Source organism: Flavobacterium sp. KH_001 (assembly GCF_057840745.1).
Genome location: NZ_CM174520.1, coordinates 2,900,923 through 2,923,226, shown reverse-complemented (window position 1 = coordinate 2,923,226; position 22,304 = coordinate 2,900,923). Strand labels below are relative to the sequence as shown.

The window sequence follows — 22,304 nt, the reverse complement described above, 5'->3', positions numbered from 1 at the left end:
GTATACAGATTTACTGGATACTAAAAAACTGAACACTGAAAACTATTACTTAACCGGAATATTTGAAAGAATTTCTAATACAAATTTCCAATATTTTTGAGCTGATGATATACTAGCTCTTTCATCAGGTGAATGCGCACCGTGAATTGTTGGCCCAAAAGAAATCATATCCATATCTGGGTAGTTTGTTCCTAAAATTCCACATTCTAAACCAGCATGACAAGCAACCACTTTTGGTTTCTCATTATTTTGCTTTTCGTAGATTCCAACTAAAGTATCTAAAATTTCAGAATTTACATTTGGTGTCCAACCTGGATAAGAACCAGAAAGTTCAACTTCACAACCTACTAATTCAAAAGCAGAACGAAGTGAATTCGCTAAATCAAATTTTGAAGTTTCGACAGAGGAACGCGTTAAACATCCAACTAAAATTTCACCGTCTTTTACAATAACACGGGCAATATTATTTGAAGTTTCAACTAAATTTTCCATATCAGCACTCATTCTGCAAACACCGTTTTGAGCCGCATAAATAGCTCTTATGATTCCTTCCTGCACGCCTAGGTCCATTACTTTTTCTGGTAAATCACATTTTACGATTTCAATAGATAAGTTTGGTTCAGTCGTTTTGTATTCTGCTTTAATATCGTTGATAATTTCCTGCATATCAAAGATATAAGCTTCATCAAACATTTCAGAAATAATCACTTTTGCAACACTTTCTCTCGGAATAGCGTTACGCAAGCTTCCTCCGTTAATTTCAACAACCTGTAATCCGAAGTTTTCGAAAGCATCAAACAACAAACGGTTCATTATTTTATTGGCATTACCCAAACCCTTATGAATATCCATTCCAGAATGACCACCTTTTAAGCCTTTTACGGTAATAATATGACCTACTGATCCTTCCGGAACTTCTTCTTCATGATAGGTTCTTGTCGCCGTTACATCGATTCCACCAGCACATCCTATATCAATCTCATCATCTTCTTCAGTATCAAGATTCAATAAAATCTGACCTTGAAGAATTCCTCCTTTTAAGTTTAAAGCTCCTGTCATTCCAGTTTCTTCATCAATCGTAAACAAAGCTTCGATTGCCGGATGCGGAATATCCTTGCTTTCCAAAATAGCCATAATTGTTGCAACTCCTAATCCGTTATCAGCACCAAGCGTTGTACCACGCGCACGAACCCAATCACCATCAACATACATATCGATTCCCTGAGTATCGAAATCAAAAACAGTATCTGCATTTTTTTGATGTACCATATCAAGATGTCCCTGCATTACAATTGCTTTGCGGTTTTCCATTCCCGGAGTTGCAGGTTTACGGATAATTACATTTCGAATTTCGTCTTCAAAAGTTTCCAAACCTAAACTGTTTCCAAAGTTTTTCATAAACTCGATCACACGTTCTTCTTTCTTTGACGGACGCGGAACAGCGTTTAAATCGGCAAACTTATTCCATAGTGCCTTTGGTTCCAGATTTCTTATTTCCTGACTCATTATATTTTGTTTGAAGTTTAACAATTAAGAATGTCAAAGTTACAAAGTTTATATTTTTTTTCGCCACAAATTTCACGAATTAGCATCAATTATCTACTTTAAAATCAAATTCCATAAATACAAACTTTTTTTAGTTCTAATATTGTATTTATATTTACGTATCCAAAATTTAAGAAGTGAAATCAAAATACATTCTCCCTATATTTCTAATCATTCAAATTGTTTTTCTAAAGATCCTTCCTTTTTTTCCGGATTTTATAGAAGGTGCTTATAGCAACAATTTATATATCAGAATTTCGCATTTGTCACGCACACTTTTAGGTAAGATTCCGTTTTCTATTGGTGATCTTATTTATTCTATTCTAATTCTGTCTGTAATCAGCTGGTTTTGGCAAATCCGGAAAACTTGGAGAACAGACTGGAAAGATCATCTGCTAAAAATCGTAGGTAAAATTTCTGTTTTTTATTTCTTATTTCATGTTCTCTGGGCATTCAATTATTATCGCGAACCACTTTTCGAAAAAATGGAGATCAAAAGAGAATATACAGATGCGGAATTATTAGCTTTTACAAAAAAACTAATTAGTAAAACCAATGAAATTCAATTTCAAATCACCAAAAATGACAGCTCAAAAGTTATTTTTCCGTACTCTCAAAAACAAGCTTTTCAGATGAATCTGAATGGTTACGAGAACCTTGCTAAAGAACATCCTTATTTCAAATATGAAATTTTAAGTGTGAAAAAATCTCTTTTTAGCCTGCCTTTGACCTACATGGGTTTTGGCGGATATCTGAATCCTTTTACGAATGAAGCTCAGGTAAATGACTTATTACCAATGTATAATTTTCCAGTTACTACCAGTCACGAAATGGCGCATCAAATAGGTTTTGCAAGTGAAAGTGAATGTAATTTTATTGGCGTTTTAGCTTCAGTAAAAAACAAAAATTTATACTTCCAATATTCTGGATACAGTTTTGCTTTACGTTATTGTTTAGGAATCTGGCAAGTTAAGAATGAGAAGATATTTGAGCAGTTAAAGAAACAAACTCATATTGGAATCCTAAAAAACTATCAGGAAAGCCATGATTTCTGGAAACAGTACGACACTTTTATAGATGAAGGTTTTCATGTTTTTTATGATAATTTTCTAAAAACAAACAACCAAAAAGACGGCATGGACAGTTACAGTAAATTTGTCGATTTAATGGTGAATTACTATAAAACCAAAAAATAATAATACATCTGTAACAAAATAGATTGCAATACTACTAATACATTATGAGCGAAAACCTAGAACAGTCATTTGTTGCGCAATTGAAGGCTAATCAGAATATAATCCACAAAATTTGTAGATTGTATACTGCTGGCGAAGATGCACACAAAGACTTGTTTCAGGAAATTACCATTCAGCTTTGGAAAGCTTATCCGAAATTTAGAGGCGACAGTAAATTTTCGACCTGGACGTATCGTGTGGCTTTAAATACCGCCATTACCTTATACCGAAAAACCAAAAGAACCATATCGACCGTAGAATATGAAAGTCATCAGCATTTTGTAAAAGATGTTGATTACAACTATGAAGAGGAAGAACAGATTAAATTGATGTACAAAGCCGTTTATCAGCTTAATGACATCGAAAAAGCATTAGTTTTTATGTATTTAGAAGACAAAGATTATCAAGAAATAGCAGAGACCCTAGGGATCAGCGAAGTGAATGCGCGCGTGAAAATGAACAGAATTAAGGGGAAACTTAAAAAAATACTAAATCCTTAAAAATTATTATGAAAGAACTGGATTTATTAAAAAAAGACTGGAAAAAGAACTCGGCTTCTTTTCAACAAATTTCTGAACAGGAAATCTACAAAATGATTCACAAAAAATCATCTTCTATTGTGAAGTGGATTTTGATAATCAGCATTTTGGAGATTTCGTTTTGGACTTTTTCAAACTTATTCCTTAATACTGATGATGCTTTGCAAAAAATCAATCATCCGGAAATTGTCAATGCACTTGAATATCTGACTTACCTAAATTATTTAGTAGGATTGATTTTCGTATTTATTTTCTATAAAAACTACACCACAATTTCAACAACTGTTGCCACCAAATCATTAATGAGTGCTATTTTAAGAACTCGAAAAACCGTCCAGTACTATGTTTGGTATAACCTGGGAATGATTGTTATAATAGCAATATTAAGCTTCTTTGTCGCTTTTGTATATAATCCGGATATGGCTTTTATAAGAGAAAAATTGGCTGCCAATGGCAAAGCTATGTTTATAACTTTTGGGATAGCTCTTTTAGTTTCCTGTGCCTTTTTTGGACTCTTCTGGTGCTTTTACCGTTTGCTTTACGGAACGCTATTGCGAAGATTATACGCTAATTATAAAGAGTTGAAGAAAATTGATTTTTAAAAAAGGTACAAAGGTTCAGAGAGGCAAAGGTTCAAAGGTTTTCTTTTAAGTCAATAGAAAAATAATAACCGCTTATCATTTTATCACACCTAAAAAATATTTACAAATCTAATTTTCATTTTCTGGCTCCTTATAACTCCATCTTCTCATTTCGTTAAGTTCTTCCTCTGCCTTAATTACTTCGGCTGGAATAACTTTTAAAAACGAGGGATGTTGTTCGATAGCATATTCAACTTTTTCTACAATTTCTTCAATGGTGTCGTTTTCATAATCAATGTCAAGAGGTTCTTTGATTATAAAAGACTGCAGAATCCCTTTTTTCTTCATTCGTAATCCTTTTTTGTCAAATGAACGACGGAAACCGTCAATAACAATCGGAATTACAATTGGTTTATGCTGTTTGATAATATGAGCTGTTCCTTTACGAACTGGCTTAAAAGATTTTGTAGTTCCTTGCGGAAAAGTAATTACCCAGCCATCTTCAAGGGCAATTCTAATATTTTCAGTATCATTTGGGTTGACTTCACGTTTTTCCGTTACATCGACACCTTTGGCTCGCCATGTTCTTTCTACTGTAATAGCACCAACATAAGCCAGGATTCTTGGCAATAAACCTGCTTGCATGGTCTCTTTTGCAGCAACATAATAAATATTCATTTTGGGTTGCCACAAATATCCAATGTTCTTAATAGTATCTTGACGTCCACTTAAACTTGCGTTAAAGACATGAAACATTGCCACAACATCGGCAAAATAAGTCTGGTGATTCGAAATAAACAATACATTATTATCTGGCAATGTTTTAATAATTTCAGACCCTTCAATCTGCAGTTCATTAAAACCTCTGTATCTGCGGTGCGTCATGGCGCCCAAGATTCGGATTAACCATTTCTTGATGAATAATATATGTCCAAAAGGATTTCGTTTAAACAATCCCATAAGTGCTTATTGTGTTTTTTTGTTAGGTCGCAAACATACAAAAATTATTCTTTTAGCAATACTATTAAGCAATTTCGGAAATAAATTGTTATTATAATGAATATCAAATCATTAATTTTTCATTTTTACGAGTTTTCCTCAAAAGTTATTTTCAGAACTTCTCTTAGTTCGCTCAATATCATCGCGGTTGCTCCCCAAACAACGTGATTTTGAATATTAAATGCCGGAACTAAAACATTTGCAGCGTAAGAAGTTGACAATGTGGTTTCGATAATAATTTCATCATCCAAAAAGACGGACAACGGCAATTCTATAATATCAGCTACTTCTCTGATATCGGGAAAGAATGAAAGTTCTTCTTTGGCAATTCCCAAAAAGGGATGTACTAAAAAATTACTTGGCGGAATATACATAGGAGTAAAATGCTTAACTATTTCAATTTTTTCAGATGATACACCAACCTCTTCTTCTGTTTCTCTAAGTGCTGTTTCTTCAAAATTGACATCTGAAATTTCATATTTACCTCCTGGAAAGGCTATTTGAGAGGAATGAACGCCATTATAAGCATTCCGAACAATTAAAACCAAATGTGTTTCCTCATTTTTAGGATAAAACAACATCATAACTGCGGCAATTCTCGGGGTTTTAGTTGTTAAATCAAAATTTTTAAGTTCTTCAATGCGTCCTTTTGGAGCCATCTTTATGTGGGCCAAAGTTGCCGGCAATTCAACTGGAATTAAATTAGGAACATATTGCAAAAAATCTTGAAAATCCATATTCAAAGTTTATTTTTGTATTTTCAAATAAAATATAAATATAGTCCAGAAAACGCGGTTTTACAAGTTTTCTGGAACCAAAGCCTATAAAAATGTACAGTAAAGAAGAATCACAGAAGATTAAAAGAGAATTTTGGGTGGCTTTCGCCGAGAAATATCCACGCAAATGGGTTCTTTACGACACTAAAATAAAAGACTTTTCTTTTAAATTTTTCGTTGACAATAAAAAAGCTCAGGTTTTAATTGATATCGAACACAGAAGTGATGAAAAACGAACAGCCTATTTTGAAAAAATAGAAGCTTTAAAAAATATTTTGGAAGAAGAATTTGTTCAGGATTTAGTTTACGAGAAAAATTACACTTTGGAAAGCGGTAAAACTATCAGCCGAATCTGGGTTGAAAAAACAGGTTTAGGCTTTAGTAACCGTAATAACTGGGATGCTATTTTTGATTTTTTCAATGAAAAAATGCATACTCTTGAAATGTTCTATTTAGAATATGATGAGTTCATCAAAGACATTGATTAAAAAAAATCTTAGATTTAAATAAAAAGGCTCTGAAATTCAGAGCCTTTTTAATCCTGCTTTAGAATAATTACTTTTTAATTATCTTTTTCGTTTCCGTTCCTTTCTCAGAAAAAACTTTCACAAAATAAATCCCCGAATTAAGCTGACTCATATCTATTTCAGGACTATCTGTATTCTTTAAATCTGCAGTATATACTTCTGCTCCATTTACTGAATAAATGACAATTTTTGTTGGCGCAATCGAATTTGAAAATGATAAACTCATTTTCTCGGTAACAGGAATTGGATAAACCAGAACATTTGAGATCTCTTTTTGTGGAATTGGCCCAACTCCTAAAGATCCTGAATCTTTACCTACATTTAATTTTACAATAAATGATGGTGCTTCAGCTCCAGTATTTTTTGATGAACCAATAGCAAATATAAAACGATCAGCATCAATTGCTGCCTTTGCTGTAGATTTTTTACCCGCGGGCGTAATTTGTTCTTCCACTGCAACAATATCACTTACCTGATCCATTTCAACTGGTAATTCAAAATCTTTAACAAATGTACCATCTAGATTAATTGCGGTAACATTGGCATCTCCTTCAGTAATATAAAGAACGTTTCCTACTTGCTCAATTTTTCTGTAATCATGATTTGTACTGATACCAATTGTACCTGATTTTTGATTTTCATTAAATTCCAAATCCATTTCACCATCTTTAGAAAGCTTTACAATTTGATTGGGAACTGGCAATCCATTAAAATTTAAAAAATCTCCTGCCAAAATAATTTCACCTGTATCCAGTACTTTTATTTTGCTAATTGAAGTATCAGGACCTGAACCGTTTATTTTGAACGTGTCATCAACTTGGCCTGTAATATCAATCCTCAAAATTTCATAAGAACTGTAAATGTTAGGAACAGTCCTATAATCATTATACATTGCGCCAAAAATAATTTTACCCTCCTGAAGGTCGAATTTAGTCCCTACAAACCAATATTGAGTATTAGTTGGCAGAGTAAAAGACTTAATACCACCCTCTCCTTCACCAAGTACGAAATATAATCCATATATATCCGAAACTAAAATTGTCCCACTTTCTAAAACTTTAAAATTATCTACTGAAATTAAGTGAACATCCTCAAAATTAAAATCTTTTAAAATTTCGCCTTTATTATTAAGTTTTAGAAGCTTCTCATTACTGCTAACAAAAATAGTTTCATTATCTACAACTTGAAACTGTTTAATTTCTCCAAGATAATTAGAAAAAGCAAAAGATGGATCAACCGAACCGTCTTCATTTAAAAGAGCGATATCATTAGTATCAACATCATTAATTTTTACAAAATCGCCTTTAACTACTAATTTTCCATCAAAAGATACACCTTTGTCAAAGGTTCCGTATTGACTTGGTTTTAATTCTGAAGAATCTAATTGATTACCATTTAGATCACATACAGACAAACCATATTTATTGCCAACATTTCCTGAATTGTTATAAATAATCTTATCATCTATTAGACCCATTGTGAAAAATTGCTCTCCCCTTTCATTCAATCTGCCAAGAGAAAAAGTTTGATTTAGTGAACCATCAGGATTAAGTTTGGCTATATAACTTTTAAATGCTGCAGCGTCATACATTCCGAAGTATACATAGGAATCTTTCACTATAACTGTTGAAGCATGAAAATTAAGATAATAAGAGTTAAAAGTATCATCAAATGATCCATCTAAATTTAACCTGCGTATATTGCTTGATAATGGCTCATTAGGTTTTGGTAAAAAACTTCCTCCAACTAATAATTTGCCATCCTCCTGAAGTGTCATTGAAAAGGCAGAACCATTAGAACCTTGTCCTACATCAAATGTTTCATCAATTTCACCATCAGAAGTTAATTTTACAATACTATTTTTAGCAATTTCATTGATAGTAGTAAATGTACCGCCTACATATATACTGCCTTCCTTAGAAACTACAAGTGATGTTGTTGATGTATTAAAAGCCAAATCGTTGTTGAATGTTTCATCTAAAGAAAAGTCACTATTGAATCGGTTTAAATAACAGCTGGTAAAATCATAATAACCTGGCGCTCCTCCAGTTACTAATATTTTATTATCAGCCTGAATGGCAATAGCTGTTGCATTAAAAATAGTAGTAATTTCTTTTACAATGTCACCATTAGGATTAAGCTGATACAATTTAAAATAATCAGCAAGACCAAAATTATCTTTGGTAGTTAGAACTATAATATTTCCGTTGCTTTGAAACTTAACATCTTTAATTTCAAAGCCCGGATCTCCCACAAAAACAAAACTTTCATCAAGAGAGTAATCTGAATTTAAACGAATAAGGTTATTTACTTTTTTATCCTGATAAAAGGCGATCTTTCCAGCAAGCAAAATCTTACCATCGGCGAGTTCTTTTATAACGCTAATTTTAGCAGCTTTATAAGCTGTTGGTTCTTTAAATGTTTCATCTATGGTTTGGGCATAAGATGATAAAATTCCGAAAAGAGTAAATAAAAGTAAAGAGTAGAATTTCTTCATACGCGGTGTAGGTTAATTGTTTTTTAGTTTAGGTATTTTGAAAAAATCATTCAATAACTTATCATTTTATTAAATAAATGAACAATTTTAACAAGTCAAAATATAACAATTTTCATCACAAACTCTTAAAATAAGTAATTTTAATAAAACATACTTTTTTAATTCTCCCATCATTAAAATTTTAAAATTACAAACCCGATAAACTTTAAAAATTTATCGGGTTTGAGATGCTGTTTATATGAATACTTTTACACACTAGACATATTATAAACAATAATATGATCGTCGTAATTGATATAAAGCTGTTTGCGGTAATCCTGTTTTTTGCGTGTAATAATAGACAACTTACACTCTCTTCCGTCATTATCTTTACACATGAAAGAATAAACGATATCAGTATCGTTCTCTTCTCTTTCAATATAACTCAAAATACTAAAAAGTTGAATTTCTTGAGAATAAACAACAATTCTATGTTTATTAGTATCCAGAATTACAGATAAATTGACTAAGTCAAGATTCGACCAATCACCCCATTTTCCTCTTTCGTTTTTTTCTAAAACACTAAATCCTGATGTTTTAAATTGATAAGACTGGCTTTGAACCTGTTGTAGACCAAATGCCAAAAAAAGTAATATTATGTAGGTTCGTATAGAATTCATATTGTATTTCTTGGGGAAATTAAAACTCAAATTTAGCCTTTTCTTTGCAGGCAGTTTCAAATTCAGTCATCATTTGTTGAATAATTTGTTCAACCGGCAAAATTTCGTGAATGAGTCCGGCAATTTGTCCAATTTCAAGTTCTCCTTCATCAAGATCTCCTTCAAACATTCCTTTTTTTGCTCTGGCACGACCTAAAAGCTGCACTAAATCTTCTTTTGATGGGCATTTTTCATATAGATCCTGAACATCCTGATAAAACTTATTTTTTATCAGACGAACTGGAGCCAATTCCTTTAGAGTCAATTGCGTATCTCCTTCTTTCACTTTAACTATTGTTTCTTTGAAATTATTGTGTGAAGATGATTCTATTGAGGCTGCAAAACGACTTCCAACCTGAACACCATCGGCACCCAAAATCATGGTAGCCAGCATTCCTCTTCCTGTTGCGATTCCACCAGCGGCGATAATCGGAATCTGAATTTTTTCTTTCACCATAGGAATCAGCGTTAATGTTGTAGTTTCATCGCGACCGTTGTGTCCCCCGGCTTCAAAACCTTCTGCAACGATAGCATCTACCCCTGCTTCTTGTGCTTTCAAAGCAAAAATACTACTACTTACAACATGAACAACTGTAATTCCTTTAGATTTCAAAAAAGAAGTCCAGGTTTTAGGATTTCCAGCCGAAGTAAAAACGATTTTAACACCTTCTTCCACCACAATATTTATGATTTCTTCAAGATTGGGGTATAACATCGGAATATTAACACCAAAAGGTTTATCAGTCGCTTTTTTACATTTCTGAATGTGCTCTCTTAATACTTCAGGATACATTGAGCCAGCGCCAATTAAGCCTAAACCTCCTGAGTTACTAACTGCAGAAGCTAGTTTATAACCGCTGTTCCAAATCATTCCACCTTGAATTATTGGGTATTTTATATTGAAAAGTTGTGTGATTTTATTCATGCAGGCAGATTCTTATTGTTTGATTATCTTTCCGGTTTTATGTAACCCTTCAGCATCAAAAGTATAGAAATAAAGTCCACTTTTTAATGCTTCTACAGAAAGAATTGGGTTTTGATTTGTAATTTGTTTCTCGATTATTTTTTGCCCTAAAACGGAGTAAATGGAGACTAATGCTTCATAATTTTCATTTGACAAAGAAAAAGAAACAAAAGTTCTAGCTGGATTCGGGAATACTGAAAAATTAGAAGAAACCAGAAAATTTCCAACCCCTAAAGTAGATCCGAAATTTGGAATTCCATATCCATAATCATTGTTTGGATTTACAAATCGATCAGAAATTTCCAAAAGCATTTGTCGAATTTCCTTATTTGTTTTATCTGGAAACGCTTGCCATAAACAGGCAATCATTCCCGCCATTACCGGACATGAAAATGAAGTTCCATTAGAAGTCCCAATATTTCCTAATACATCAGAAACAACCGTCCCTGTTCCCTGCGCCATGACGTCTGGTTTTATTCGATTATCGAAACTAGGGCCAATTGAACTGAAATTAGATTTTATCTTTGCAGCATCAACAGAACCAACTGTAATAACTGAAACTGCATCGGCCGGAGCTCCAATATGAGGTTCAGCCGTTCTGCCTTCATTTCCTGCTGAAGCTACCACGATAATTCCTTTACTGAAAGCGATTTCTGCACCACGAGAAATAAAACTAGTACTTCCGTTCATATCACTGTAAGTATGGCTATAACTGGCATTATCAAATTCAAAATACCCCAATGAAGTGGTAATAATATCTACTCCTAAACTATCTGCTTTTTCAGCCGCTTCTACCCAAAGCGATTCTTCAACAGGATTTTCAGAAGCATCATTTTCGGTTATAAACAGGTAATACGAAGCATTAGGAGCCGTACCAATCAACTCATTCTCTTTATAACCTCCCATAGTTGAAAGTACTAAAGTTCCATGACTATCTCCTGTATAAAAATTGACATTTCTATTAACAAAATCATAACCGCCCAAAATACGATTATTAGTTTGAAGATTTTGAAAAGGCTGCGCTGTATTTACACCTGGAAAACCAGCATCTAAAACTGCAATTATTTTTCCCGTACCAGTATAATTCTGTTTATGTAAAGCCTGGCCATTAAGCATTTGAATTTGACTTGCAGAATTTCCGTAAGCAAAATCAATAGTTGTTTTCAGCTTGTCATTTGTTTGCGTCTTCTTATGCTCTGATACTTTTTTAGAAGTAGTACTTAAAGCCTTATTTGCAAATACAACTTTTTCAACAAATAAAAATGATTTTAGTGCCAAAATATCAGCCTGATTTCCACGAATATGAAGTGCATTTAACCATTTTGAATTTGCCATAATGGTAATTCCTGCGCTCGCTTTTATTTGACTTATGTAGCTTTTTTCTACAGGAACATCAGAATTGGTCAGTGGTATATTCTGATTCGTTCTTCGATCTAAAGAACGTTGAGTAAGCATATCTAAAGGGTTATCTAAAAACAGTTGCGCACCTGGCTTGTCTTTAAAATAAACCCATGCGTCTTCTTCCTGCGAAAACATCACAATAGAAGACAAGAATAAAACAAACGTGAAACAGTATTTCATAGTTTACTTTTTTTAGAGGGATAGCCTCCGTAAAAAAGTATAAAGCTAAGAAATTACTCCCGAACCAACTAATTCATCATCGAAATACCAGGCAACAAACTGACCTTCAGTAATAGCAGATTGTGGTTCATCAAAATGAACATACATTCCATCTTCAAACTGAAGCAAAGTCGCTTTTTGTAAAGGCTGACGGTAACGAATTCTCGCCATTACTTCCATTGTTTCACCAGCTTTTAAAGTCAGATCGGTACGAATCCAATGCACCTCAGATTTTTCGATGAATAATGCTTTTTTGAATAAACCAGGATGATTGCTGGTTAAACCTGTATAGATTGTATTGGTCTCAACATCCGTTGCAATAATAAATAATGGATCAGTTGTTCCACCAACGTTCAAACCTTTTCTTTGTCCAATAGTAAAATAATGAGCACCTTGATGTTTACCCACTACTTTTCCCATTGTTGGAAGATAAGCACGTTTCTGAGCTTCTAATTTCAATTCCTCTTCTAATGATAAACCAGCTGGTTTTTCAATATTATAAATTGGATCGTTTTTATCAATCTGAACAATTTTACCTTCTTTAGGCTGCAATTTTTGTTGCAAAAATTCCGGTAAACGTACTTTTCCAATAAAACATAATCCTTGAGAATCTTTCTTTTCAGCGGTTACCAAATCCATTTCAGCAGCAATTTCACGCACTTCCGGTTTTGTTAAGGCGCCAATTGGAAACAATGCTTTTGCTAATTGTTCTTGTGACAATTGACATAAAAAATACGACTGATCTTTATTGTTATCAGCTCCGGCAATCAATTGATAAACCGGTTTTCCATCAACTTCAATTTCACTTTTTTGACAATAATGCCCCGTTGCTACGTAATCAGCACCAAGACTTAAGGCAATTTTCATGAAAACATCAAATTTTATTTCACGATTACAAAGCACATCCGGATTTGGAGTTCTCCCTTTTTCATATTCGTTGAACATATAATCAACGATTTTTTCTTTGTATTCTTCGCTTAAATCGACAGTTTGAAACGGTATTCCGAGTTTTTCAGCAACTAGTAAAGCGTCATTACTATCCTCTAACCATGGGCATTCGTTAGAAATAGTAACCGAGTCATCATGCCAGTTCTTCATAAAAAGGCCAATAACTTCGTATCCTTGTTGTTGCAATAAATAAGCTGCAACACTCGAATCTACTCCACCAGAAAGTCCAACTACTACACGTTTCATTCTAAATCGTTTATATTTTTACAAGGGTGCAAAGATAAACCATATTTTAGATAATTCTGGCAGTTTTGATTAGTTTATATAATCCCATAGTAGACAAAACCTATCGTTTTTTTTAATTACTTTTAATCATCAATAAAAATGTCATGCAAAAATTTGTTTACAGCTTTATTTTTCTCTTTCTAATTAATTCGTTGAGTGCTCAAAATTACAGCGCTACTTTGTCTAATTACGAAGCCTACAAGGCATTCAGAGGTAAACCTTTATCGGATAAATTCTCCAATATCGAATCCGTAAAAATTGTTTATGATCTGAAATCTAAAAAAATGTATTATTTCAATAGTGCTTTAATTTCTCATCATTATGACTTTGTAACCAACTATTTAAGTTATGATAAAGAAGTCGATATCTTTAACAAAGAAAATTATAGCGATACCGAAAAAGGCAGAAATTATCTATTAGGAAATCTCAATCATATTAAAGGGACTGAAAAATGGATTTTCGAATTAGCGGCTTCAGATCGCATGCCTGTTCCGTTAATTGAAAACTTTTACAATTTAATTTTAAAATCCAGTTTCATTGGTCCGGATTTAAAATTCTATCTCAATAATCCTGAAAAAATGGAATGGTTTCAGCAAAATAAATTCAAAATCCCCTGTGTAAAATCAGATTACATTTTTAATGATATCACTTACCAGGAAGTCGTTTCAGGAAGCACCGTTGGCCTTCTCAAGCAATACAAAATAAAAGATTTAGAAAAGGTACAGCCAAACCCTGATGAAATCATAATTTTGGATGGAACGCCAGATATTTTACCTGATGTAAGAGGAATTATTGTGAATGAACTTCAAACGCCATTAAGTCATTTGGTACTTTTAGGTAAAAACAGAAAAATTCCAGTTATGGCTTATACGAATGTTTTTAAAGACAACAATATTAAAAGATTGATTTCGAAAAAAGTGGAACTAAAAATAGAAATCGACACATTTTATATCAAAGAAACTAATAAAAAAATAGCTCAAAAACCCGTTCCAAAAAAGAAACAATTACTAGTTGACAATAGTGTAACCGATTTGGTCGATTTGAATACTATTCCAAAGAAAGGTGTGAATTTTATTGGTTCCAAAGCTCAGAATATGGCGTATTTAATTGCAATTTCAAAAGATATTGCCAAAGATCTTCCGTTTAAAACTCCCGAAAATGCGCGCGCTATTCCGTTTTATTACTATACAGAGCACGTTCAGAAAAAATTAATTTCATCGTTAATTAAGGAACTTTTGGCTAATCAAAACAAAGATTCAATAGTTTGGGTTAATCATCAACTTAAAAAAATTCGAGATGCGATTAAAAAAGAACCTATTGATCCTAATTTAATTAGAAAGCTAAATGAAACTTATAAAAATGCCACTTTTAAAAATTTCAGATTCAGATCCTCTACCAATGCTGAAGATTTAGATGATTTTAACGGAGCTGGTCTTTACGATTCTAAAACTGGAATTTTAGGTGATACTATAAAGACTTTCGAAAAGGCAATTAAACAAGTTTGGGCGAGTGTCTGGAATGAAGGTTCCTACACTGAAAGAGAACTTTTTGGAATCGATCAACAAAGTATAGCCATGGGTGTTTTAGTACACCGTTCTTTTCCTGATGAAATAGCCAATGGTGTAATAATTACACAAAACATCTTCAGAAAAGATTTCCCGGGTATTACTGCTAATATACAAAAAGGAGAAAACTCCGTTGTTAAACCTGCAAAAGGAGAAATCTGTGAACAATTCACTGCATACTATTTACCAACTCAAACTAAAGACGAAGAGTTCAATGTCGATTACACATCAAATTCTAATCTGAACAATAATGAGCCTTTGTTAAATAGAAAAGAAATGATCAGACTAAATCTTGTCAGTCAAAAAATTGAAACTCAAATGAATCGCTATTGGAAAAAGAACCGATTAAATCCAGTCGATATCGAATTTAAAATAGTTGGAGAAAACCGTGATTTATATATTAAACAAGTACGGCCTTTTAATGAATAATCAGTAGAAAACCTGCAAATCTATTTCATTTGAAACCATATTGATCAGGATGATTTTAAAATCAAAATCCTCAACATTAATTTTTTGTTGAATCGATTGACGAATCCTTTGATTCTCTAACAAAAAATCACCTTCAAATGGAATTTTCACGTCCACAATATTCAAATATTTAGAAGCTTTTTTATTGACTAAAATAGAAGCAAAAATGTAAAATCCAATAATGATAACCTGAAAAAACAGTAACACCTCAATTTTTTCATACGGATACATGATATCTAAAATAGAAAGCGTAATAGTTGCAAAGAGAAAAATAATAGCATTTACGGTAAAAGACTGTGTCCTAAATCTAAGAATTGAAAAAATAGCAAATAACCCGAAACCAATCCCTACTCCAATTTCTATTTTGGTGAATAAATAGCAAAGCGAAAATGTACAAAGCCCAACAATTACCATCAGCGGATTTATGGTTTCATTATCTTTTCTGTTAGAGAAAAAATACAAAACCAAAATTGAGAAAAACAATAATAAAAATCTTCCTGTAAGTTCGTTTAAATCCATTTACTCAAAGTATTAGCAAATCAAATTTAGAAAAAAGTTTGCCACGAATTCACGAATTTATAAATCAATATTTAAATTCGTGAATTCGTGGCAAAAATTTTTTTTTACTCGAGCAATTTCGGGAACTATTATTCCATTTTAGGTTTTGAATCCGCTTTATAATTGCTTTTTGGGTCGCTCATATTTACTTCTTTGGTTAACTTTCCTTTTAAGTAAAACTGCCACATTCCAACTTTCTTCCCATTTAAAAATTTTCCCTTAGAAGCCATAACTCCATCAGAATCGTAAAAAACAGCTTCACCGTTATATTCATTATTTTTATAAGTACTTTGTTCTAGAAGCAATGCATTTTGACCGTATTTTTTATAAGTTCCTTCTTTTAAACCATTCTTATACGTCATTTCTTCCGCTATTTTAGAGTCCGGATAAAAAACAGATCTCACACCTTCCAGTTTTCCGTTTTTATAATTTTCAAGCGTCATAACCACTTTAGAAGCTTTATGATAATATTTCCATTCCCCTTCACGAGCCTTACCCACTTCTTTACCTTCGCTTACTTTGTTATTATTCTGATCATAAAAAATAGTATACGAACTTCCATCATTAGAAGTAAAATCTCGTGTTGCTACAACATCACCTTTTTTGGTATCATCGAAAAACTTAAAAAGTCCAGTTTCTTTTCCGTGGCTAAAAGTTCCTTCATAACGCGGGCGTTTCGAAAGCTCATAAGTTCCTTTCCAAACTCCGTCTTTTTTTCCATTAGTATCAAGTTTGTTGAAATCTTGTGAAAAGGCGGCAGCGCTTATTAACAATAAAATCCAAAATTTTCTCATAATTCGTTTTTCTATATAACAGCAAAAATTATTTTTTAGTATTTACAAAAGTAGGATCATTTCAACATTAATTGCGCTTTTTTTAATTAAAATCAAGTTTAAATTCTGTTTAACTTTTCTGGCTCATAAAAAAACAAGGAAGTACAAAAAAAACCACAAAACAATTAAAAAACACTGAAAACCAACACATTAAAACCATTAAACAAAAAAGTTAAATTAATATTAAAATAAATAATTGTTTAATGTTTTTACAAAATTGTTAAACAAAATAAATAACTTAGCAGTAACAAACAAAAAATCAATATTATGAAAACAATCAAAATTAAATTAATTGCTTTATTGGCATTAATTGCTTTCGTCAGTATTTCATGTAACAATGATGATGATGATTCATCTCAACAACCCCAAACGATCGTCTCTATTGCGAAAGCAAATCCTAATCTAACCTCTTTGGTTGCGGCTCTTGAAAAAGCTGATTTGGCAACCACACTAAATTCTTCCGGTTCTTATACCGTTTTCGCACCTACTAATACCGCTTTTAGTGCATTTTTAACTGCCAATGGTTATGCCAATTTAAATGCAGTTCCTGTTCCCGCTCTAAAAGAAATATTATTAAATCATGTTTTAATTACGAAAGTAAAATCGACAGAAATTGCCACGGGATATGTAAAGACTTTAGCAAAAGGAAGTGCTTCATCTTCAAATACCATAAGTATGTATCTTGAAAAAGGCTCTGGTGTCGATATCAATGGTGGAAAAACAAATGGTGGAGCAACAGTCACTACTGCAGATGTTGAAGCATCAAACGGAATTATTCATATAGTTGATGGCGTTATCGGATTACCTACTATTGTTAATCATGCCGTAGCCAATAAAAACTTCACTACCCTTGTTGCTGCTTTAACTTTCAATCCTTCATCTGGTTTTGCAGGAATACTATCAGGAACAGCTAGTTCACCGTTTACTGTTTTTGCCCCCACAAATGCGGCTTTTACAAGTTTCTTAACTGAAACTGAATTTTCAGGACTTGCTGCTATTCCCGCTAATGTTTTAGAGACCACTTTAAAATATCATGTTGTTGCAGGAGCTAATGTGCAATCAACTTCATTAACAAATGGACAAGTTGTAAGCACCTTTGCCGGACAAAATTTTACAATTGGCTTAACTGGTGGCGCAACAATCACTGATGCAAGCAGCAGAGTAAGTAATATTGTCGCTACAGATGTGCAATGTTCAAATGGTATTATTCATGTAATAGACAAAGTTTTATTACCAAATTTTTAAGCACAAAAAAACCGCTGTTTTAAAATAGCGGTTTTTTTTATATGTGTAGAAATACTATTTCTTCTTATCTTGCTTTTTTGCAGCCTCTTGTTGTTCCATTACCTCTTGAAGGCGTTGTTGAAACTTGCTTTGTTTTTTAGGCTCTTTCAATTTATTCTCCTGAATCTGAGCATGAATTTTATCTGTATCAACAATATGATTTTTAATCACAAACATAATTCCGATTGTAATTAAGTTCGAAATAAAGTTATACAAACTCAAACCAGCACCATAACTATTGAAGAAAATCAACATCATTAATGGCGAAACATAAATCATGATTTTCATCATTTTTGCCATATCCGGCATACCTTCTTGCTGAGGAGCTGCCATTTGCTGATCTCCAGATGTCATTTTCATGTAAAAGAAAATCGCAATTGCTGCCAAAATTGGGAACAAACTAATATGACTTCCATATAATGGAATATTGAATGGTAATTGTACTACTGCATCAAAAGATGATAAATCGTCTGCCCAAAGGAAACTTTTTTGTCTTAACTCAAAAGCTGACGGGAAGAACTGAAATGATGCATACATAAACGGAAGCTGAATCAATGCCGGAATACATCCTGCCATTGGGTTAACTCCTGCTTTGTTGTACAATTTCATTGTTTCCTGTTGTTTCTTCATTGGGTCTTTTTTGAATTTTTCTCCCAACTCTGTAATTTCAGGACGTAAAACTTTCATTTTAGCCTGTGACAAGAATGATTTGTACGTAATTGGCGACATAGCCAATTTGATAATAATTGTAAAAATGATAATTGCAATTCCTAATGACAATCCAACTGTAGAGCTTAAGAATCCAAATAATGGAATAAAAATCCATTTATTAATCCATCCAAAAATCCCCCAGCCTAATGGGATGATTTTTTCGAAGTTTTTATCGTAAGATTTTAAAGTTTTATAATCAGCCGGTCCAAAATACCAGTGCATCTTATAATCAACTTCTCCATTAGAAAAAGCTAAAGGAACTGTTGCTCTAAACTGCTTCACAAATGTTGTATCAATAACTTCGTCTTTAACTAAATCATCAGATTGCAGCTTAGATTTTTCGAATGGCTTATCAGTTGCTAAAATAGCAGCAAAAAAGTGCTGTTTAAAAGCGATATAACTTACTTTTTCAGGAGTATCTTCTTTTCCTACACCTGAGCTTACATAGTTAGATTTTTCATCATCATATTCATATTCTAACAGAGCATATCTCTTTTCAATAGAAACACTTTTCTCGTTTCTGTAACTTTTCAAATCCCATTGTAAATCTAATGGTTTAGAAGAATTTAAGACTTTATTCAATCCTTGAGAACGAACATCAAAACCAACTAAGTAGTCGTTTGCTTTTAAGATATATTTATATTCTAAAAATTCGTTTGCACCAGCTTTCAAACGCATTGTTAAGATTTGATCCGTTCCATTTTTAGTCAATGTTGGTTCAAAATATAGATCTTTAGAATTTAACGTTCTGTTGTCTGTAGTTTGTAATTGAATATTTAAATTCGAATTATTATCTCTAATCAATTCTATTAACTGCCCGGAGTTTTTCTCAAATCTTTTAAATTCTTTCAACTTAGCTTCAACTATATAACCACCTTTGTTGGCGATTTTTAGTATCATCTTTTCGTTTTCAATAGTTGTAAAACCTTCTTTTGCAGAAGGAAGTGTAGCAGAATAAGCAAAACCGCCTAAAGTCTTTTGCAATTGCACCAATTGAACTGTATCGCCAGGAGTTGTTGTCGTAGCTACTGGTAAAACAGCTGTTTTAGTTTTATCCGCTTTAGCCTGAGCTTCTTGCTTAGCAACTAATTCTTTCTTGGCTTTTTCAGCAGCAATTTCCTTATCTGAAGGTTGATTTTGGTACATAATCCAAATCAAAATTCCAAATATCAATACAAAACCAATGATTGAATTAAGATCAAATTTTTTTTCTTCCATTATTAATTTAAAAAAGTTATTCGTTTAAAGGCTATTAGTAATGAGTTCGACTCAAACGTTACATCCTTTTGAGAATATTAATTATTATTTTTTATGTGCAATAACTGCAGCAGCCACAAAGTTTACGAAAATTGGGTGCGGATTTGCAACCGTACTTTTGTACTCAGGATGGTATTGTACTCCAATGAAAAATGGGTGATTTTCTAGTTCTATGATTTCTACCAAACCAGTATCAGGATTAACTCCGGATGCAATCAAACCAGCTTTCTGCAATTCATCTTTATAAGTATTATTATACTCATAACGGTGACGGTGACGCTCTGAAATCGTTTTTTGACCGTAGATTTTATGTGCCAATGAGTTTGGCTTAATATCACACTTCCAGGCTCCAAGACGCATTGTTCCACCTTTGTCTGTAATTGTTTTTTGCTCTTCCATCAAATTCACCACAGGATGTTTTGTTTTCTCGTTCATCTCTGTAGAATTCGCTTCAGCGTAACCTAAAATATTTCTTGAATATTCGATAACAGACATTTGCATTCCTAAACAAATTCCGAAAAATGGAATATTATTTTCTCTTGCGTAACGAACCGCTTCAATTTTTCCTTCGATTCCTCTTTCACCAAAACCAGGAGCAACTAAAACTCCGTCAAGAGGCCCTAATTTTTCAGCAACATTATCACTATTAATATGCTCTGAATGTATAGAAATTACATTTACTTTTGTTTCATTTGAAGCTCCAGCATGAATAAAAGCCTCTAAAATTGACTTGTAACAATCCTGCATTTCTACATATTTTCCGATCAAACCGATATTAACAGTATGTTTTGGATTTTTTAATCTGCGTAAAAAAGTATTCCAGTTTTTTAAATCCGGAGCTGCTTTTTTAGGTAAATCTAATTTTTTCAAAGCCACCACATCTAATCCTTCTTCAAGCATTAAATTTGGAACTTCATATATAGTTGAAGCATCAATAGATTGAATTACGGCTTCTCTTTTTACATTACAGAATAATGCTAGTTTATTACGCAATTCATCTGAAAGTTCATGTTCTGTTCTACAAACTAGAATATCTGCTTTAATACCACTTTCCATCAAGGTTTTTACAGAGTGCTGTGTCGGTTTTGTTTTTAACTCACCTGCAGCAGCCAAATAAGGAACCAATGTTAAATGAATAACGATTCCGTTATTTTCACCCAATTCCCAAACCAACTGACGAACAGACTCGATATAAGGTAAAGACTCAATATCACCAACTGTTCCACCAATTTCAGTAATAACAATATCATAATCGCCAGATTTACCCAGCAATTGCATTCTGTCTTTGATTTCGTTAGTAATATGAGGAACAACCTGAACTGTTTTTCCTAAAAACTCTCCTCTTCTTTCTTTCTCAATAACCGAAAGATAAACTCTTCCTGTAGTAACGTTATTAGCCTGAGAAGTTGGAACGTTTAAGAAACGCTCGTAGTGACCTAAATCTAAATCCGTTTCAGCACCATCATCTGTCACATAACACTCACCATGTTCGTACGGATTTAATGTTCCCGGGTCTACATTGATATACGGGTCAAATTTTTGAATAGTTGTACGGTATCCTCTTCCTTGTAACAATTTTGCTAAAGATGCCGCGATAATTCCTTTTCCTAATGAAGAAGTCACACCGCCTGTAACAAAAATATATTTTGTTTGATTCATTCTGTTGTTGTTTGTATTGTAGTTGTGTAAAAAACTTGGCAAAAGTACAAATTTAATTAGATAATTTGTCAATAAGAGAATGAGATAATTTGCAAATTTTTAAACAGAATGATTAATTGCTTTTGTAATCGATAATTTTAAGAATTTATTAGGATTATTTTTGAAGAATGTATTTAAATTGACACTAATTATTACGCTCCAATTTCATAATAACTGAAAAATCATTTCACTTTCTGCCTAAATTATAAGTTTACAGGAAAGTTTAAGCATAAAAAAATATTATAATTTTAAAAAATCGGCTTGTACACATTTACAAATTCAGTCTTGAATTCTGTGGTGCCAATTTGTTTTTAAAAATTATAATATTTTTTATGTCTATTATAATTTCAAAATATTGACTTGTACACATTTACAAATTCAGTCTTGAATTCTGTGGTATCAATTAGTTTTTAAAAATTATAATATTATATACATCAAACTTAAATAAAAAAAATTAAACCACCAAAGATTTTTCCTACTATTTAATTAGTTTCGGATATTGCTTTTTAATATTACGTATCAATTCTTCCAAACCATTTAATTTTAATTCATAAACAAGCTGTAATTGTTGCCCTAATTCTCCATTGGGGAAACCTTTGTTGTGATACCAAACCACATAATATTCAGGTAAATCAATTAAAAAACGACCTTCGTATTTCCCGAAAGGCATTTTGGTATGAGCTAATTTTATGAGCAGTTTTTTGTCTTGTTCCATT

General features: G+C 32.6%; 19 protein-coding genes. 6 read left to right on the top strand and 13 right to left on the bottom strand.

The genetic code is table 11. From position 1 onward, the window contains the following. Positions 1 to 45 precede the first annotated feature (45 nt). Positions 46 to 1,506 carry an aminoacyl-histidine dipeptidase gene (locus AC3ITQ_RS12595; RefSeq protein WP_489234575.1) on the bottom strand — a complete coding sequence of 487 codons (1,461 nt, stop codon included), beginning with the start codon at positions 1,504 to 1,506 and terminating at the stop codon, positions 46 to 48. Positions 1,507 to 1,682: 176 nt separating this feature from the next. Here AC3ITQ_RS12595 and AC3ITQ_RS12590 point away from each other — a divergent pair, with 176 nt between their 5' ends. Genes AC3ITQ_RS12590 through AC3ITQ_RS12580 form a run of 3 tightly spaced genes read left to right on the top strand, consistent with a single transcriptional unit; the run spans position 1,683 to position 3,921 of the window. Continuing rightward, positions 1,683 to 2,741, top strand: a complete 1,059-nt coding sequence (locus AC3ITQ_RS12590; protein ID WP_489234574.1) for a DUF3810 domain-containing protein — start codon at positions 1,683 to 1,685, stop codon at positions 2,739 to 2,741. A 44-nt stretch (positions 2,742 to 2,785) separates the two neighbouring features. After that, entirely contained in the window at positions 2,786 to 3,280 is a 495-nt protein-coding gene (locus AC3ITQ_RS12585; protein WP_026982022.1) for an RNA polymerase sigma factor, read from the top strand. 8 nt (positions 3,281 to 3,288) lie between these two features. Next, positions 3,289 to 3,921: a DUF8845 family protein gene (locus AC3ITQ_RS12580; RefSeq protein WP_489234573.1), complete on the top strand. Its 633-nt coding sequence runs from the start codon at positions 3,289 to 3,291 to the stop codon at positions 3,919 to 3,921. A 108-nt stretch (positions 3,922 to 4,029) separates the two neighbouring features. Here the strand turns inward: AC3ITQ_RS12580 and AC3ITQ_RS12575 are convergent, their stop codons facing one another. Together AC3ITQ_RS12575 and AC3ITQ_RS12570 are read right to left on the bottom strand one after the other, a co-directional pair. After that, on the bottom strand, positions 4,030 to 4,860 hold the full coding sequence (locus AC3ITQ_RS12575) for a lysophospholipid acyltransferase family protein (RefSeq protein ID WP_194655438.1): 831 nt from the start codon (positions 4,858 to 4,860) through the stop codon (positions 4,030 to 4,032). Positions 4,861 to 4,985: 125 nt separating this feature from the next. Further along, positions 4,986 to 5,636: an NUDIX hydrolase gene (locus tag AC3ITQ_RS12570; RefSeq protein ID WP_489234572.1), complete on the bottom strand. Its 651-nt coding sequence runs from the start codon at positions 5,634 to 5,636 to the stop codon at positions 4,986 to 4,988. A gap of 92 nt (positions 5,637 to 5,728) precedes the next feature. On the opposite strand from AC3ITQ_RS12570, the gene AC3ITQ_RS12565 reads away from it, so the two are divergent. Continuing rightward, positions 5,729 to 6,163, top strand: coding sequence for a DUF4268 domain-containing protein (locus tag AC3ITQ_RS12565; RefSeq protein WP_489234571.1), 435 nt, complete (start codon positions 5,729 to 5,731; stop codon positions 6,161 to 6,163). Positions 6,164 to 6,230: 67 nt separating this feature from the next. On the opposite strand, the gene AC3ITQ_RS12560 is transcribed toward AC3ITQ_RS12565, so the two are convergent. The 5 genes from AC3ITQ_RS12560 to mnmA form a co-directional block, all read right to left on the bottom strand. Beyond that, positions 6,231 to 8,699, bottom strand: coding sequence for a T9SS type A sorting domain-containing protein (locus tag AC3ITQ_RS12560; RefSeq protein WP_489234570.1), 2,469 nt, complete (start codon positions 8,697 to 8,699; stop codon positions 6,231 to 6,233). A gap of 248 nt (positions 8,700 to 8,947) precedes the next feature. After that, a complete protein-coding gene (locus AC3ITQ_RS12555; RefSeq protein ID WP_489234569.1) occupies positions 8,948 to 9,358 on the bottom strand; it encodes a hypothetical protein in 411 nt (136 codons plus the stop codon). Positions 9,359 to 9,377: 19 nt separating this feature from the next. After that, positions 9,378 to 10,322, bottom strand: a complete 945-nt coding sequence (locus tag AC3ITQ_RS12550) for an NAD(P)H-dependent flavin oxidoreductase (RefSeq protein WP_489234568.1) — start codon at positions 10,320 to 10,322, stop codon at positions 9,378 to 9,380. A 12-nt stretch (positions 10,323 to 10,334) separates the two neighbouring features. Continuing rightward, positions 10,335 to 11,942 (bottom strand): S8 family serine peptidase, encoded by a 1,608-nt coding sequence (locus tag AC3ITQ_RS12545; protein ID WP_489234567.1) that lies wholly within the window; start codon positions 11,940 to 11,942, stop codon positions 10,335 to 10,337. A gap of 45 nt (positions 11,943 to 11,987) precedes the next feature. Next, positions 11,988 to 13,175, bottom strand: a complete 1,188-nt coding sequence (gene mnmA, locus AC3ITQ_RS12540; RefSeq protein ID WP_489234566.1) for a tRNA 2-thiouridine(34) synthase MnmA — start codon at positions 13,173 to 13,175, stop codon at positions 11,988 to 11,990. Positions 13,176 to 13,318: 143 nt separating this feature from the next. Between mnmA and AC3ITQ_RS12535 the strand changes: the two genes are divergently transcribed. Continuing rightward, on the top strand, positions 13,319 to 15,208 hold the full coding sequence (locus AC3ITQ_RS12535; protein WP_489234565.1) for a PEP/pyruvate-binding domain-containing protein: 1,890 nt from the start codon (positions 13,319 to 13,321) through the stop codon (positions 15,206 to 15,208). Here AC3ITQ_RS12535 and AC3ITQ_RS12530 read toward each other — a convergent pair whose 3' ends face one another. Both AC3ITQ_RS12530 and AC3ITQ_RS12525 read right to left on the bottom strand, forming a co-directional pair. After that, the gene (locus AC3ITQ_RS12530; protein ID WP_489234564.1) at positions 15,209 to 15,766 is read right to left on the bottom strand and encodes a DUF4956 domain-containing protein; all 558 of its coding nucleotides are present in this window, start codon (positions 15,764 to 15,766) and stop codon (positions 15,209 to 15,211) included. 128 nt (positions 15,767 to 15,894) lie between these two features. After that, positions 15,895 to 16,599, bottom strand: coding sequence for a toxin-antitoxin system YwqK family antitoxin (locus AC3ITQ_RS12525; RefSeq protein ID WP_489234563.1), 705 nt, complete (start codon positions 16,597 to 16,599; stop codon positions 15,895 to 15,897). 306 nt (positions 16,600 to 16,905) lie between these two features. Here AC3ITQ_RS12525 and AC3ITQ_RS12520 point away from each other — a divergent pair, with 306 nt between their 5' ends. Further along, on the top strand, positions 16,906 to 17,883 hold the full coding sequence (locus tag AC3ITQ_RS12520) for a fasciclin domain-containing protein (protein ID WP_489234562.1): 978 nt from the start codon (positions 16,906 to 16,908) through the stop codon (positions 17,881 to 17,883). A 54-nt stretch (positions 17,884 to 17,937) separates the two neighbouring features. On the opposite strand, the gene yidC is transcribed toward AC3ITQ_RS12520, so the two are convergent. From yidC to AC3ITQ_RS12505, 3 genes are all read right to left on the bottom strand, one after another. Further along, complete coding sequence (yidC, locus tag AC3ITQ_RS12515; RefSeq protein WP_489234561.1) at positions 17,938 to 19,851, bottom strand: membrane protein insertase YidC; 1,914 nt, start codon at positions 19,849 to 19,851, stop codon at positions 17,938 to 17,940. Positions 19,852 to 19,935: 84 nt separating this feature from the next. Continuing rightward, positions 19,936 to 21,549, bottom strand: a complete 1,614-nt coding sequence (gene pyrG / locus AC3ITQ_RS12510; RefSeq protein ID WP_375032070.1) for a CTP synthase — start codon at positions 21,547 to 21,549, stop codon at positions 19,936 to 19,938. A gap of 517 nt (positions 21,550 to 22,066) precedes the next feature. Further along, entirely contained in the window at positions 22,067 to 22,303 is a 237-nt protein-coding gene (locus AC3ITQ_RS12505) for a DUF3820 family protein (RefSeq protein ID WP_489234560.1), read from the bottom strand. Between the last annotated feature and the right edge of the window lies 1 nt (position 22,304).

Bases quoted from the DNA above. Each gene is read 5' to 3' on its own strand.
- AC3ITQ_RS12505 (WP_489234560.1), bottom strand. From the start codon at position 22,303: ATGGAACAAGACAAAAAACTGCTCATAAAATTAGCTCATACCAAAATG.
- AC3ITQ_RS12550 (WP_489234568.1), bottom strand. From the start codon at position 10,322: ATGAATAAAATCACACAACTTTTCAATATAAAATACCCAATAATTCAA.
- AC3ITQ_RS12555 (WP_489234569.1), bottom strand. From the start codon at position 9,358: ATGAATTCTATACGAACCTACATAATATTACTTTTTTTGGCATTTGGT.
- mnmA (WP_489234566.1), bottom strand. From the start codon at position 13,175: ATGAAACGTGTAGTAGTTGGACTTTCTGGTGGAGTAGATTCGAGTGTT.
- AC3ITQ_RS12560 (WP_489234570.1), bottom strand. From the start codon at position 8,699: ATGAAGAAATTCTACTCTTTACTTTTATTTACTCTTTTCGGAATTTTA.
- AC3ITQ_RS12565 (WP_489234571.1), top strand. From the start codon at position 5,729: ATGTACAGTAAAGAAGAATCACAGAAGATTAAAAGAGAATTTTGGGTG.
- AC3ITQ_RS12525 (WP_489234563.1), bottom strand. From the start codon at position 16,599: ATGAGAAAATTTTGGATTTTATTGTTAATAAGCGCTGCCGCCTTTTCA.
- AC3ITQ_RS12535 (WP_489234565.1), top strand. From the start codon at position 13,319: ATGCAAAAATTTGTTTACAGCTTTATTTTTCTCTTTCTAATTAATTCG.
- AC3ITQ_RS12575 (WP_194655438.1), bottom strand. From the start codon at position 4,860: ATGGGATTGTTTAAACGAAATCCTTTTGGACATATATTATTCATCAAG.
- AC3ITQ_RS12520 (WP_489234562.1), top strand. From the start codon at position 16,906: ATGAAAACAATCAAAATTAAATTAATTGCTTTATTGGCATTAATTGCT.
- yidC (WP_489234561.1), bottom strand. From the start codon at position 19,851: ATGGAAGAAAAAAAATTTGATCTTAATTCAATCATTGGTTTTGTATTG.
- AC3ITQ_RS12585 (WP_026982022.1), top strand. From the start codon at position 2,786: ATGAGCGAAAACCTAGAACAGTCATTTGTTGCGCAATTGAAGGCTAAT.
- AC3ITQ_RS12580 (WP_489234573.1), top strand. From the start codon at position 3,289: ATGAAAGAACTGGATTTATTAAAAAAAGACTGGAAAAAGAACTCGGCT.
- AC3ITQ_RS12530 (WP_489234564.1), bottom strand. From the start codon at position 15,766: ATGGATTTAAACGAACTTACAGGAAGATTTTTATTATTGTTTTTCTCA.
- AC3ITQ_RS12595 (WP_489234575.1), bottom strand. From the start codon at position 1,506: ATGAGTCAGGAAATAAGAAATCTGGAACCAAAGGCACTATGGAATAAG.
- AC3ITQ_RS12570 (WP_489234572.1), bottom strand. From the start codon at position 5,636: ATGGATTTTCAAGATTTTTTGCAATATGTTCCTAATTTAATTCCAGTT.
- AC3ITQ_RS12545 (WP_489234567.1), bottom strand. From the start codon at position 11,942: ATGAAATACTGTTTCACGTTTGTTTTATTCTTGTCTTCTATTGTGATG.
- pyrG (WP_375032070.1), bottom strand. From the start codon at position 21,549: ATGAATCAAACAAAATATATTTTTGTTACAGGCGGTGTGACTTCTTCA.